We start from the raw sequence: 12,845 nt of genomic DNA, 5'->3' as shown, positions 1-12,845 counted from the left end.
CGGTACGCCGGTGACCGGTGTTACCGCTCCGTGACCATCTGAGTTGCGTTCTGCCACATCACCCCGCCTACAGTTGCCCAACCGGGGGTCGACCGACCCCCGAATTCCGCCATGGACGACAGGGACGGTGGACGACGTGACGACGGGCGACCCGCTGATCGTGCTCGACGGGGTCAACAAGTGGTTCGGGCCGCTGCACGTGCTCGACGACGTGTCCCTCTCCGTCGGCCGGGGCGAGGTGGTCGTCGTGATCGGCCCGTCCGGCTCCGGCAAGTCGACGCTGTGCCGCACCATCAACCGGCTGGAGCCCATCGACAAGGGCACCATCACGTTCGACGGGCAGCCGCTGCCGGCCGAGGGCAAGCCCCTGGCCAAGCTGCGCAGCGAGGTCGGCATGGTGTTCCAGTCGTTCAACCTCTTCGCGCACAAGACCATCCTGGAGAACGTGACGCTGGGGCCGGTCAAGGTCCGCAAGGAGAAGCCGGCCGCCGCCCGCGAGCGCGGCCTGGCCCTGCTGGACCGCGTCGGCATCGCCAACCAGGCGGACAAGTACCCGGCGCAGCTCTCCGGCGGTCAGCAGCAGCGGGCGGCCATCGCCCGCGCGCTGGCCATGCAGCCCAAGGCGATGCTGTTCGACGAGCCGACCAGCGCGCTGGACCCGGAGATGGTCGGCGAGGTGCTGGACGTGATGACGTCGCTGGCGAGCGAGGGCATGACCATGGTCGTGGTGACCCACGAGATGGGCTTCGCCCGGCACGCCGCGAACCGGGTCATCTTCATGGCCGACGGCAAGCTGGTCGAGGACGCGCCGCCGGCTGAGTTCTTCGCGAACCCGCGCAGCGAGCGGGCCAAGGACTTCCTCTCCAAGATCCTCACCCACTGAGCGTCCGTAGTGGAGTCGTCCCGTCGGCTCCGTCGAAGAAGGAGATGTGTATGCGTTACAAGCGCGTGGCGGCGGTGGCCATGATGGCCTCGCTCGCCCTTTCCGCGGCTGCCTGTGGCAAGGAGGGGAACCCGGCTCCCAGCGGCGGCGGCAACGCCAGCGGTGGAGCACAGGGCGACAACTGCAGCAGCTCGGGCGTGACCTTCACCCCGAAGACGGACGCCAACGTCGCCGGCAGCCCGGCCTTCGAGAAGATCAAGTCGGCCGGCAAGGTCGTCATCGGCGTCAAGTTCGACCAGCCGAACCTCGGTTACAAGGACGCCCAGGGCAAGCGCTGCGGCTTCGACATCGAGATCGCCCAGTACGTCGCCAGCACGCTCGGCGTCGACCCGGCGAAGATCGAGTACAAGGAGATCGCGTCCGCCAACCGGGAGACCGCGATCAAGGGTGGCGAGATCGACTACTACGTCGGCACGTACTCGATCACGGACAAGCGCAAGAACGACGTCTCCTTCGCCGGCCCGTACTTCGTCGCCGGCCAGGACCTGCTGGTCCGCAAGGACGAGTCGTCGATCACCGGCAAGGACACGCTCAAGGGCAAGAAGGTCTGCTCGGCCACCGGCTCCACGCCGATCCAGAAGATCCGCGACGAGGGCCTGACCGAGGGCGAGAACATCGTCGAGTTCAAGACCTACTCCGAGTGCGTCTCGCAGCTGCTCGACAAGAAGGTCGACGCGGTGACCACCGACGACGCCATCCTCAAGGGCTACGCCGCGCAGAACCCGGACGAGCTCAAGGTCGTCGGCCAGCCGTTCAGCACCGAGAAGTACGGCATCGGCCTGCCCAAGGACGACAAGGCGCTGCGTGACTACGTGAACGACCAGATCGAGGCGGCGTTCACCGACGGCACCTGGAAGAAGATCTACGACGGCACGCTCGGCAAGTCCGGCTCGCCGGCCACCCCGCCGCAGCTCGAGCGGTACTGACGGTCCGCACCGACGTCGGACCGGGCGGGGAGGTCCTCCTCCCCGCCCGGTCCCGTCTGGAGAGAGTGAGAGCGAGGTATGGGCGAGTTCTTCCGCGTCCTGACGGACAACGCGAGCCTGTTCCGCGAGGGGTTCTTCAACACCGTCAAGCTGTTCCTGATCGCCGGCGTCGGCAGTCTCGTCCTCGGCATGCTGCTCGGCGCGATGCGGGTGTCCCCGGTCCCCGCGCTGCGGGCGTTCGGCGCCACCTACGTCAACCTGGTGCGCAACACTCCCCTGACGCTGGTGTTCGCGTTCCTCGTCTTCGCGGTGCCGAAGCTGGACGTCAACATCGACTACTTCAACAGCGCCTGCATCGCGCTGATCGCGTACACCTCGGCGTTCATCTGCGAGGTGGTCCGCTCGGGCGTGAACACCGTCGCCACCGGCCAGGCCGAGGCGGCCCGCGCGCTGGGCATGACGTTCGCCCAGGTGCTGACGCTGATCGTGCTGCCGCAGGCGCTGCGGGCCATGGTCCCGCCCATGATGAGCGTGCTCATCGCCATGCTGAAGAACACCACGATCGCCGCCGGCTTCTCCGTGCTGGAAGCCGGCGCCATCCCGGCGTACATGTCGGAACGGGGTGAGCCGCAGTTCATCGTGCTCACCTGGATCGTGATCGGCTTCCTCATCCTGATCATCCCGCTGGTGGTGCTCCAGCGGATCCTCGAGCGCAAGTGGGCGGTGGCCCGATGAGCAGCAGCAGCGTCCTCTACGACATCCCCGGCCCGAAGGCCCGGATGCGCAACCGGATCCTCGGCGTCGTCTCGATCGCGGCGATCGTCGCGCTGATCGCGTTCGTGGTCTACAAGTTCAACCAGACCGGTCAGTTCGAGGCCCGCAAGTGGGAGCAGTTCCAGTACGCGGCCGTGCAGCGGGAGCTGCTGAACGGCCTCTGGGCCACGCTGAAGGTCGCCGCCGTCGCCACCGTGCTGGCGCTGCTGTTCGGCGCGTTCTTCGCCAGCGCCCGGCTCAGCGACAAGGTGCTGTTCCGCGCTCCCGCCACGTTCGTGGTGGAGCTGTTCCGGGCCATCCCGCTGCTGATCCTGATCTTCTTCGGCTACTACGTGCCGTTGCAGTACGGCTGGCCGATCGACAAGTTCTGGGCACTGGTCATCGGGTTGACGCTCTACAACGGCTCGGTGCTGGCGGAGATCTTCCGTGCCGGCATCAACGCCGTGCCGTACGGGCAGTCCGAGGGCGCGTACGCGATCGGCATGCGCAAGAACCAGGTGCTCCGGCTGATCCTGCTGCCGCAGGCGTTCCGGTCGATGCTCCCGGCGATCGTGAGCCAGCTCGTCGTCCTGCTCAAGGACACCGCGCTCGGCTTCATCATCACGTACCCGGAGCTGCTCTTCGTGGGCAAGCAGATCGGTGGCCGGCTGGCGTTCGGTCTGCCGTACGTGCCGACGTATTTGATCGTCGCGGCCATCTACATCAGCATCTGCGGCCTGCTGTCGGTGCTGGCCTGGTGGTTGCAGAAGCGGCTGACCCGGCTGCCGCGCACCGCGGCCAAGCCGGTGGCGGCCACGCAGACCGACGGTGGCACCGGCGCCACGCCGCTGTGAGCTGACGTCCTCCGACGGACACGGAACGGGCGGGTGGGGATCTCCCCACCCGCCCGTTCCCCGTTGTCCGCCCGCCGCTCAGCGGGCGATCTCGGTGACCCGCGACTCGCGCACCACTGTCACCCGGATCTGACCCGGGTAGGTCAGCTCCTCCTCGATCTGCTTGGCCACGTCCCGGGCCAGCACCGCCGCGCCGATGTCGTCCACGTCGTCCGGCTTGACCATCACCCGGATCTCCCGGCCCGCCTGCATGGCGAAGACCTTCTCCACGCCCAGCTTGCCGGCCGCGATCTCCTCGATCCGCTCCAGCCGCTTGACGTACGCCTCGAGGCTCTCCCGCCGCGCGCCCGGCCGCCCGCCCGAGCAGGCATCAGACGCCTGGGTCAGCACCGCCTCGATGGTCTGCGGCGGCACCTCGTTGTGGTGCGCCTCGATGGCGTGCACCACGTCCTCGCTCTCGCCGTACTTGCGGGCCACGTCCGCGCCGATGATCGCATGGCTGCCCTCCACCTCGTGGGTGAGCGCCTTGCCGATGTCGTGCAGGAACGCGCACCGCTTGATCGTCGGCACGTCCAGCCGCAGCTCGGCGGCCATCACCCCGGCGATGTGCGCGGTCTCCACCAGGTGCTTGAGCACGTTCTGCCCGTACGACGTCCGGTAACGCAACCGGCCCAGCAGCGTGACCAGCTCCGGGTGGATCTCGGTGATGCCGACCTCGACCAGCGCGTCCTCGGCGGCCCGGAGGCACAGCTCCTCGACCTCCTGCCGGGCCAGGTCGTAGACCTCCTCGATCCGGTGCGGGTGGATCCGGCCGTCCAGGACCAGCTTCTCCAGCGTGACCCGGCCGACCTCCCGGCGTACCGGGTCGAAGCAGGACAGCAGCACCGCCTCGGGCGTGTCGTCGATGATCAGGTTGACGCCGGTGACCGATTCGAAGGCGCGGATGTTGCGCCCCTCGCGGCCGATGATGCGCCCCTTCATCTCGTCGCCGGGCAGGTGCAGCACGCTGACCACGCTCTCCGCGGTCTGCTCGCTCGCGACCCGCTGGATGGCGTCCACGACGATGTTGCGGGCACGCTGCTCGGCGCTGCCCCGGGCGTCCGCCTCGATCTCCCGGACCAGCAGCGCGGCCTCCCGCTTCGCCTGCCCCTCGATCGACTCGACAAGCTCGGTGCGGGCCGCGTCGGCGGTCAGGCCGGCCACCCGCTCCAGCTCCCGGCGGCGCTGCTCCTCCACCTCGGTCAGCGTCCGCTCGCGTTCGGTCAGGGCGGCCTCCCGGGCGGCGAGCGCCGCGGTGGCGGCGGTGAGCTGCCGTTCCCGCTCGGCCAGCCGCTCCACCTCCTCGGTGTGCAGCCGCTCCCGCTCGTCCATCCGGGCGGCGCGGCGTTCCACCTCGGCCGCCTGCTCCCGGGTGGTCGCGGCCAGCACCGCCACCTCCCGCTCGCCGCTGCGCCGTGCGGTGGCGCGCAACTGCTCGGCATCCGCCTCGGCCTGCTTGTGCGCCCGCTCCAGCACCGTGTCGGCCTCGGCGCGGGCGTCGTCGAGCACCCGCCGCGCCTCGGCCCGGGCCGCCTTCGCCTCCGCCTTGGCGGCCGCCGCCTCGGCCCGCGCCGCCGCGGCCGCGGACTTCGCCACGTCGATGGTGCTGTTCACCTCGTCGGCGGCCGTCCGCAACGCCGCGAGGGACTGTTCCTGCCGGTCCTTCTCCGCGATGAAGGCCGGATCCTCCGGCGCGGGCGCCAGGCTGAGCCGCTTGAGGGTACGCACGCCGAACAGCACGGCGCCGACCACCACCACGACCAGCAGCAGCACGACCAGGAGGAGGACGATGTCGAAGGCGCTCATCGAGTCGCTCCGCCGGCCCGGCCGGCGTCGCCGACTTGTCGATACCCGGTGGCCGGGCTGTCGCCCGCCGATGCGGGGTCGGGGCCGTGTGGCAGACCGCCGGTGAACCTGTGCCGCCCTGGCATGGCCGCCTCCCCCTGAACGTCGGCGCCGCAGGACACGCGCGAAGGACACGCGCCTGCGGCTCTGGACGCCCGACCGGAGCGGCTGGCTGTGGGCAGCTTTCCGTCGGCGGTGCCCCCTCATGGGGCACCGCTGGCGGCCGGTTGCAGTTGTCGGAGGCTCCGAAAGGTTCCGGAGCTTCCGTCAAGGGCCGGTGTAGCTGGCCAAAGTGATGCTGTTCTGTTACGAGATCTATGTTGTGCGCTTAGCCTGCGCTGGTCGGGCAAAGTGAGCCTGTATGGCGAGGCTAGGTCGCGAGGGGCCGTTCGGTCAAGGAGTCATGATCAAACCACCCGGACGGAGAGAAGTTACGGCGTCACTCAGTGGTGATCAGATGCCGGACAGGCCGGGACAAACCCCGCCCTCCGGCGCCACTTCCCGGCACTCCCGACCTGCTCAGGCCCCCTCCCTCATCGACGCCGCCCGCCAACCCCCCACACGATCAAGGAGTTGGCGTCACTCCACGGCCCCCGGTGACACAAACCCCCTCCCGCGGACGATCATGAGGTTGACGGGCGTGATCATGAAGTTGGCCTGGACAAAACGGACGGGAAGTGCCGTCAACTTCATGATCGACCGGGCTGGAGCGAGCGGGACCGGGCGGGGGCGGGCCCGGGCGGGGTGGGCCGGGTGGGTGGGCCGGGTGGGTGGGCCGGGTGGGGTCGGTCAGGGAGTGGCGGTGGTGCGGGCTGTGGTTACCAGGGTGGCGTTGTCGGGGGTCTGGGTGCCGTCGGGCAGCAGCAGCGTGTCCTCCAGGCCGATCCGGGTGTGCAGACCCCGCCGGACCGCCTCCGCGTACACCGGCCAGGTGGCCGGGCCCTCCCCGTGCAGCAGCACCGGCGGGTGCCCGTCGGGCAGGGCGGCGAGGATCGACGCCGCGTCGGCGAGAGCCGTCTCGACCTGCTCGGCCATGCACTCGACGAGGATCCGCCCGGTGGGCGTGGACCAGCGGCGCCAGGCATCGACCGCCGCCGGCGTCCACAGGCCGGCCTCGACCATCACGCCGCGCTCGTGCAGGGCGGCGGCGACCTCGGCCGCCCCGGGTTCGTGGGCGTTGACCGAGGCGAAGTCGGGCAGCACCGTCCAGGCGCGGACGGCGGCGACCCGCGCGGCCGGGTCGGGGACGATCCAGGCGCCGGTGCTCACGCCGACCGGCAGGCCGGGACGGGCGGCCCGGATGGCAGTCACCGCAGCGGCGATCACCGCCGGGTCGAGCGACTCGGCTCCGGCGTCGTCGCGCGGGTGCACGTGCACCGCCGCCACCCCGGCGACCGCGCAACGCACCGCGTCGGCGGCCAGTTCGGCCGCTGTGAGCGGCACGGCGGGGTGCTCGTCCCGCCGTCGGGTGCCGTTGAGACACGCCTTCAGCACGGTGTGCGCCTCCCCTCGGGACGGCGGCCGCGACACCGGCCGCCGGTCGGTCAGTCGAGCCGGCGGGAGTCGAGGTCGTGCTCGGCGTCGGCCAGCGCGTCCGCGTCGATGTGCTCGGCGAACTCGGCCGCCTCGGCGCTCTGCGCGGCGAGCGCGTCCTTCACCGCCCGGATCGCCACCCCGGCCGGGTAGCCCTTGCGCGCCAGCATGCCGACCAGGCGCCGGAACACCGCGTCCGGCTCGCCCCTGGCGGTGCGCAGCTTGCGGTCCACCAGGGCGCGGGCGGTCTGCGCCTCGGTCTCCTCGTCCAGCCCGTCCAGTGCCGCGCCGGCCACCTCGCCGTCGACGCCGCGCTGGCGCAGCTCGTTGGCGAGCGCCCGGCGGGCCAGCCCACGACCGTTGTGCCGGCTGCTCACCCAGGCACGCGCGAAGGCGGCGTCGTCGACGATGCCGACCTCGTCGTACCGGTCGAGGACCTGTTCGGCGACCTCCTCGGAGATGCCGCGCCGGGCCAGCGCGCCGGCCAGCTCGGCCCGGGTACGCGGGCGCACCGCAAGCTGCCGCAGGCAGATCTCCCGGGCCACCTCGGCCTCGTCGCGCGGCGGAGCCGGAGCCTCCCCTGCATCGGGCTCCGCCGCGCGGTCACGGCGCCCCCGGCGAGGCCGGGGCGTACCTGTGGCGTCGCCCGTACGGGGTGGACCGGCATCCCAGCCCCGGCCCGTACGGGCGCGTCGTCCTGCCACGGGTCAGCGGATCAGAAGTCGACCGGCGGCAGTTCCGGGCCACCGGCGGCGTCACCGGCACCACCGGTGCCGACGCCCAGCTTCTCCAGGATCTTCTTCTCGATCTCGGCCGCCACGTCCGGGTTCTCGCGGAGGAACTCGCGGGCCTTCTCCTTGCCCTGGCCGAGCTGGTCACCGTCGTAGGTGTACCAGGCGCCGGACTTGCGGATGATCGCCTGCTCCACGCCGACGTCGATCAGCGAGCCCTCGCGGGAGATGCCCTTGCCGTACATGATGTCGAACTCGGCCTGCTTGAACGGCGCGGCGACCTTGTTCTTCACGACCTTGACCCGGGTGCGGTTACCGACCACGTCGGTGCCGTCCTTGAGGCTCTCGATGCGGCGCACGTCGAGCCGGACCGAGGCGTAGAACTTCAGCGCCCGGCCACCGGTGGTGGTCTCCGGGCTGCCGAACATCACGCCGATCTTCTCGCGGAGCTGGTTGATGAAGATCGCGGTGGTGCCGGTGTTGTTGAGCACGCCGGTGATCTTCCGCAGCGCCTGGCTCATCAGCCGGGCCTGGAGACCGACGTGGCTGTCGCCCATCTCGCCCTCGATCTCGGCGCGCGGCACCAGGGCCGCCACCGAGTCGATCACGATGATGTCGATCGCGCCGGAGCGCACCAGCATGTCGGCGATCTCCAGCGCCTGCTCGCCGGTGTCCGGCTGGGAGACCAGCAGGGCGTCGGTGTCGACGCCGAGGGCCCGCGCGTACTCCGGGTCGAGCGCGTGCTCCGCGTCGATGAACGCGGCGATGCCGCCGGCCCGCTGGGCGTTCGCCACCGCGTGCAGCGCGACTGTGGTCTTACCGCTGGACTCCGGACCGTAGATCTCGACCACCCGGCCGCGGGGCAGACCGCCCACGCCGAGCGCCACGTCGAGCGCGATGGAGCCGGTCGGGATGACAGCCGTCTGCACGACGGGCCGCTCCCCCAGCCGCATCACCGAACCCTTGCCGAACTGCTTGTCGATCTGAGCGAGAGCAAGGTCGAGCGCCTTCTCCCGGTCAGGCCCTGCTGCCATCGTTGCCACCCCTGCCTTCGCCGGCGTCTTTCCTGAGCTTCGCGTCACGCGGGACACGCTAGGCGCTGGGTCCGACAGAAAACCAGCCGACGGGCCGTGAGCTGTGGACGAGCACCCCGCTGTGGACAATAGCCGAACAGGTGTACGACTGGGCAAGCGACACGCGGGATCGACGAAAAGGCTGCTCAGCGTAGCCGGGCGGGCACCCGGTCCGGGTAGGCGGCGACCACGGCGCGCCACACCACGTGCGTTTCCTCACCGGCGGCGAGGGCCTGCTCGATGGTCCGCCCGCCGAGCTGGGACAGCACCTGGTCGCTGGCGATGCTGGCCGCGTACCCCGGGCCGAACGCCTCCTCCAGCCGCGTCCAGAAGTCGGTCAGCCGCACGTGTTCAGTCCTCCTCGTCGAGTGGTGCCGTGCCGGTACGGCGCAGTGCCAGCGCCACCAGCGGCACCACGGCGATCGCCGACAGCAGGGTGAGCGTCGGGTACCCCACGGCTCGCATGACGAACCCGCTCGCCGCCGCCGCGCCCGCCCCGGCCAGCCCCATGAGCAGGTCGGACAGGCCCTGCACGCCGGGCCGGTCGGCGGTGGGCACCGACTCCGACAGCAACGTCGAGCCCGCCACCATCGTGCCCGACCAGCCCAGCCCGAGCAGCGCCAGCCCCACCGACAGCAGCGGTGTGCTGTGCCCCGAGGTGCCGGAGACCGCGCACGCGGCCAGCAGCAGCGCCACCCCGCCGAGGATCACCGGCCGCCGGCCGAACCGGTCGGTGAGCCACCCCACCACCGGCGACAGCGCGTACATGCCGGCGATGTGCAGGCTCAGCACCAGGCCGACCACTGGTAGCACGTCCGCGTCGGAGTGCCACTCGCCGAGGTGCACCGGGGTCATCGACATCACCGCGACCATCACCAGGTGCCCCACCGCGACAGCGGCGATGCCGACGCGGGCGGCCGGCCGCCCGCGTACCGTGCGCCACGCGGCGGCCATGCCACCGCGCCGGGCGACAGCCGGTGCGGCGCCCGGCGCCGGCTCGGCCGCCGTCAGCCGGCGCGCGGTGAGCAGCGGGTCCGGCCGCAGCAGGACCAGGAGTACGACGGCGGTGAGCGTGAACGCGACGGCGCTGAAGGCGAACGGGCCGGCCAGCGCCGGCAGGCCCCAGCCCCGGGTGGTCTCGTCGGCGAGCGCGGCGAAGTTCGGCGCGGCCACCGCGCCGATGGTGGTGGCCCACACCACCAGCGAGAGCTGCCGTCCCCGGCGCTGCGGCTCGGCCAGGTCCACCGCCGTGTAGCGGGCCTGAAGGTTGGCCGCCGTGCCGCCGCCGAACAGCAGCATGCCGACGAAGAGCAACGGCACCAGGCGCGTCACGGTGGCGACCACCACCAGCACGCCGCCGACCGCGCCGACCGCGTACGCGAGGACCAGCCCCGGCCGCCGGCCCCGCGCGGTCATCAGCCGGGTGACCGGGATGGCGAGCAGCGCGGCCCCGACCACACCGGCGCTCTGCGCCAGCCCGGCCAGGGCCGTGCCGGCGACCCGGGCGGCGAGCAGCGCGCCGACCGAGATGCCGATGGTGACGCCGATGCCGCCGATGATCTGGGTGAGGAAGAGCAGCCGGACGGTACGCCGCTGGATGCCGGCGACGTCGGGCCGGGGCGGGGCCGGCGCGGTCAGGTCGGTGGACATGCGGCGCTCCTGGTGGGGACGGGTGCCCCATCCTCCCGCACCGGCCCGTCCGGCCGGCACCCGGTTTCGCTACAGGCCGAGGCCCCGGCCGATGATCTCCTTCATGATCTCGGTGGTGCCGCCGTAGATGGTCTGCACCCGGCTGTCGAGCCACGCCTTCGCCACCGGGTACTCCGCCATGAAGCCGTAGCCGCCGTGCAGCTGCACGCACCGGTCGGCCACCCTGGTCTGCAGCTCGGTGGTCCACCACTTGGCCTTCGCCGCGTCGGTCACCGACAGGCGGCCCGCGTTGAACTCGGCGATGCAGTGGTTGACGAACGTGCGCGCGATCGTGACCTCGGTGTCCAGCTCGGCCAGCAGGAACCGGTTGTGCTGGAACCGGCCGATCGGCCGCCCGAACGCCTCGCGGGAGCGGGCGTACTCGATGGTGAGCGCGAGCAGCTTCTCGCAGGCCGCCACCGCTGCCACGGCGATGCTCAACCGCTCCCGGGGCAGGTTGGCCATCAGGTGGTAGAAGCCGTGGTTCTCGGTGCCGATCAGGTTCTCCGCCGGCACCCGGCAGTCGTCGAAGAACAGCTCGGCGGTGTCGTTGGCCTTCAACCCGACCTTGGCCAGCCGGCGGCCCCGGCTGAAGCCCGGTGTGCCGCTCTCCACCACGACCAGGCTCACCCCGTGCGCGCCCTGGTCCGGCGCGGTCTTGACCACCACGACCACCAGGTCGGCCATCTCACCGTTGGTGATGAACGTCTTCTGCCCGTTGAGGACCAGGCTGTCGCCGTCGCGCACCGCGCCGGTGCGGATGCCGGCCAGGTCGCTGCCCGCGCCCGGCTCGCTCATCGCGATCGCGGTGACCAGGTCGCCGGAGCAGAAGCCCGGCAGCCACCGCTTGCGCTGGTCGTCGGTGGTCAGCTCGGTCAGGTACGGCGCGACCACGTCGTTGTGCAGCCCGAACCCGAGGCCCGAGCACCCGGACGCGACGATCTCCTCGTCCAGCACCGCGTTGAACCGGAAGTCGCGCTGCCCGCCGCCGCCGTACTCGGGATCGACGTCCGGGCCGAGCAGCCCGGCCGCGCCGGCGGCCCGCCACACCTCCCGGTCGACGATCCCGTCGGCCTCCCAGCGCTCGTGGTGCGGCACCGCCTCCCGGGTCAGGAACCGGCGGCACAGGTCGCGGAACTCGTCGTGGACGGGCTCGTAGAGATGCTGCTCCATGCCGGCAAGTCTGGCACCGCTCACCCGCCCTGGACAGGGGTGAGCGCCGCTCGCAGCCGGCGCTCCCGGCGGCCGGTACGGACGACCTCGGCCAGGATCGCGACCAGGATGATCCCGAACCCGGCGGCGGCGAACTCCCACCCGGCGCGGATCGCGAGCACGATCAGCGGGCCGAGCAGCACCACGCCGCCGAACGCTCCGAACAGCGCTCCCCAGCGTACCGCGGCAAGGTTGTCCGCCACCGCCGCGCGCCCCGCCTCGTCGGCGGGCGGCTCGCCCCGGCGCAGCGCGGTCTCGGTGACCGCCCAGGCGGCGGCCCGCTCCGCCTCGGCGGGACGCGGCTTCCCGAACCGGCTCAGCGTGAAGAAGAGCGCGAACCCCCAGATCACCGCGCCCAGACCGGCACGGACCACCGCGACCTGCGCGGACCCGTCCCACTCCTCCCAGAGCCGGATGGGCAGCCAGAGGAGACCGGCGAACAGCATGGAGGCCACGTACGGGCCGGGAGCGCCGAACCGGAGCAGTGACACACGAGGTCGGGAGTCGGCCATGCCCGGATGGTATCCCTGCGTGTCGATCCGTGAGCCCTCTGTGGACGGTGGCGGACGGGCGGCGGACAGACCAGGATGGCCGGATGAGCACACTCACGGGGAGACAGGTCGCCGAGGCCGGGCTGGACGGGTGGACGTACCTGCTGGGCGCGTTGCAGACGCGCATCCGTACCCCCGATTTCGCGGCCGGACTGGCGTTTGTGGCCGCGGTGGGCGCGGAGGCCGAGCGGGTCGATCATCATCCGGATCTGGACCTGCGCTACACCCACGTGGACGTGCGGCTGTGGTCGCACGACGCGGGCGGGGTGACGCAGCGTGACCTGCGGCTGGCCCGGCTCATCTCGGGGCTGGCCGCGGACTCCGGGCTGACCCTGTCGGCGGCCGGGCTGTCCCGTCTGGAGCTCGCGCTGGACACCCCCGAGCACGCGGCGGTCCTGCCGTTCTGGCGGGCGGTCCTGGCGCCTGGCGCGCCGCCCGGCCCGGACGGCGACGAGGTACGCGACCCGGACGGCGTGCTGCCCACCGTCTGGTTCCAGCGCTCCGGCCGGGACGAGCCCCGGCAGCGGTGGCATCCGGACGTGTGGGTCGACCCGGCCGAGGTGGACGCGCGCATCGCCGCCGCGCTGGCGGCCGGCGGGACGCTGGTCAGCGACGCGGAGGCGCCGAGCTTCTGGGTGCTCGCCGACCCGGACGGCAACCAGGTCTGCCTCTGCACCTGGCAGCAGCGCTCCTGAC

General features: G+C 71.7%; 12 protein-coding genes and 1 pseudogene. 5 read left to right on the top strand and 8 right to left on the bottom strand.

Annotation, left to right across the window (positions count from 1 at the left end; all coding sequences use genetic code 11):
- Positions 1 to 127 precede the first annotated feature (127 nt).
- The 4 genes from IRY44_RS26685 (at position 128) to IRY44_RS26670 (ending at position 3,476) form a co-directional block, all read left to right on the top strand.
- Entirely contained in the window at positions 128 to 883 is a 756-nt protein-coding gene (locus IRY44_RS26685) for an amino acid ABC transporter ATP-binding protein (RefSeq protein WP_269696335.1), read from the top strand.
- A 50-nt stretch (positions 884 to 933) separates the two neighbouring features.
- The gene (locus IRY44_RS26680; RefSeq protein ID WP_013284736.1) at positions 934 to 1,869 is read left to right on the top strand and encodes a glutamate ABC transporter substrate-binding protein; all 936 of its coding nucleotides are present in this window, start codon (positions 934 to 936) and stop codon (positions 1,867 to 1,869) included.
- A gap of 78 nt (positions 1,870 to 1,947) precedes the next feature.
- Complete coding sequence (locus tag IRY44_RS26675; protein ID WP_194802967.1) at positions 1,948 to 2,604, top strand: amino acid ABC transporter permease; 657 nt, start codon at positions 1,948 to 1,950, stop codon at positions 2,602 to 2,604.
- Positions 2,601 to 3,476 carry an amino acid ABC transporter permease gene (locus IRY44_RS26670; protein WP_194802966.1) on the top strand — a complete coding sequence of 292 codons (876 nt, stop codon included), beginning with the start codon at positions 2,601 to 2,603 and terminating at the stop codon, positions 3,474 to 3,476. The genes IRY44_RS26675 and IRY44_RS26670 overlap by 4 nt, the downstream gene beginning before the upstream one ends.
- Positions 3,477 to 3,554: 78 nt before the next feature.
- Here the strand turns inward: IRY44_RS26670 and rny are convergent, their stop codons facing one another.
- The 8 genes and pseudogenes from rny to IRY44_RS26630 form a co-directional block, all read right to left on the bottom strand.
- Positions 3,555 to 5,321: a ribonuclease Y gene (gene rny, locus IRY44_RS26665; protein ID WP_194802965.1), complete on the bottom strand. Its 1,767-nt coding sequence runs from the start codon at positions 5,319 to 5,321 to the stop codon at positions 3,555 to 3,557.
- A gap of 828 nt (positions 5,322 to 6,149) precedes the next feature.
- The gene (locus IRY44_RS26660; protein ID WP_194802964.1) at positions 6,150 to 6,854 is read right to left on the bottom strand and encodes a 3-keto-5-aminohexanoate cleavage protein; all 705 of its coding nucleotides are present in this window, start codon (positions 6,852 to 6,854) and stop codon (positions 6,150 to 6,152) included.
- 50 nt (positions 6,855 to 6,904) lie between these two features.
- The gene (locus IRY44_RS31195; RefSeq protein ID WP_047894669.1) at positions 6,905 to 7,597 is read right to left on the bottom strand and encodes a regulatory protein RecX; all 693 of its coding nucleotides are present in this window, start codon (positions 7,595 to 7,597) and stop codon (positions 6,905 to 6,907) included.
- 11 nt (positions 7,598 to 7,608) lie between these two features.
- A complete protein-coding gene (gene recA, locus IRY44_RS26650) occupies positions 7,609 to 8,658 on the bottom strand; it encodes a recombinase RecA (RefSeq protein WP_013284729.1) in 1,050 nt (349 codons plus the stop codon).
- A gap of 185 nt (positions 8,659 to 8,843) precedes the next feature.
- Entirely contained in the window at positions 8,844 to 9,044 is a 201-nt protein-coding gene (locus tag IRY44_RS26645; protein WP_091190932.1) for a DUF3046 domain-containing protein, read from the bottom strand.
- Positions 9,035 to 10,347 (bottom strand): annotated as a pseudogene (locus tag IRY44_RS26640) (MFS transporter). The gene IRY44_RS26645 and the pseudogene IRY44_RS26640 overlap by 10 nt, the downstream one beginning before the upstream one ends.
- A 69-nt stretch (positions 10,348 to 10,416) precedes the next feature.
- The gene (locus IRY44_RS26635) at positions 10,417 to 11,559 is read right to left on the bottom strand and encodes an acyl-CoA dehydrogenase family protein (protein WP_194802962.1); all 1,143 of its coding nucleotides are present in this window, start codon (positions 11,557 to 11,559) and stop codon (positions 10,417 to 10,419) included.
- 20 nt (positions 11,560 to 11,579) lie between these two features.
- On the bottom strand, positions 11,580 to 12,110 hold the full coding sequence (locus tag IRY44_RS26630; protein WP_194802961.1) for a hypothetical protein: 531 nt from the start codon (positions 12,108 to 12,110) through the stop codon (positions 11,580 to 11,582).
- Positions 12,111 to 12,193: 83 nt separating this feature from the next.
- On the opposite strand from IRY44_RS26630, the gene IRY44_RS26625 reads away from it, so the two are divergent.
- The gene (locus tag IRY44_RS26625) at positions 12,194 to 12,844 is read left to right on the top strand and encodes a 4a-hydroxytetrahydrobiopterin dehydratase (RefSeq protein ID WP_194802960.1); all 651 of its coding nucleotides are present in this window, start codon (positions 12,194 to 12,196) and stop codon (positions 12,842 to 12,844) included.
- Position 12,845 lies beyond the last annotated feature (1 nt).

Origin of the sequence: Micromonospora sp. ANENR4 (assembly GCF_015354395.1) — a bacterium.
Lineage (GTDB): Bacteria > Actinomycetota > Actinomycetes > Mycobacteriales > Micromonosporaceae > Micromonospora > Micromonospora aurantiaca.
The sequence above is the reverse complement of the archived record's forward strand: the minus strand, read 5'-3'. Positions and strand labels throughout refer to the sequence as shown.

Excerpts from the sequence above, each read along its gene's own strand:
- rny (WP_194802965.1), bottom strand. The coding sequence starts at position 5,321 with ATGAGCGCCTTCGACATCGTCCTCCTCCTGGTCGTGCTGCTGCTGGTC.
- IRY44_RS26680 (WP_013284736.1), top strand. The coding sequence starts at position 934 with ATGCGTTACAAGCGCGTGGCGGCGGTGGCCATGATGGCCTCGCTCGCC.
- recA (WP_013284729.1), bottom strand. The coding sequence starts at position 8,658 with ATGGCAGCAGGGCCTGACCGGGAGAAGGCGCTCGACCTTGCTCTCGCT.
- IRY44_RS26625 (WP_194802960.1), top strand. The coding sequence starts at position 12,194 with ATGAGCACACTCACGGGGAGACAGGTCGCCGAGGCCGGGCTGGACGGG.
- IRY44_RS26670 (WP_194802966.1), top strand. The coding sequence starts at position 2,601 with ATGAGCAGCAGCAGCGTCCTCTACGACATCCCCGGCCCGAAGGCCCGG.
- IRY44_RS26630 (WP_194802961.1), bottom strand. The coding sequence starts at position 12,110 with ATGGCCGACTCCCGACCTCGTGTGTCACTGCTCCGGTTCGGCGCTCCC.
- IRY44_RS26675 (WP_194802967.1), top strand. The coding sequence starts at position 1,948 with ATGGGCGAGTTCTTCCGCGTCCTGACGGACAACGCGAGCCTGTTCCGC.
- IRY44_RS26635 (WP_194802962.1), bottom strand. The coding sequence starts at position 11,559 with ATGGAGCAGCATCTCTACGAGCCCGTCCACGACGAGTTCCGCGACCTG.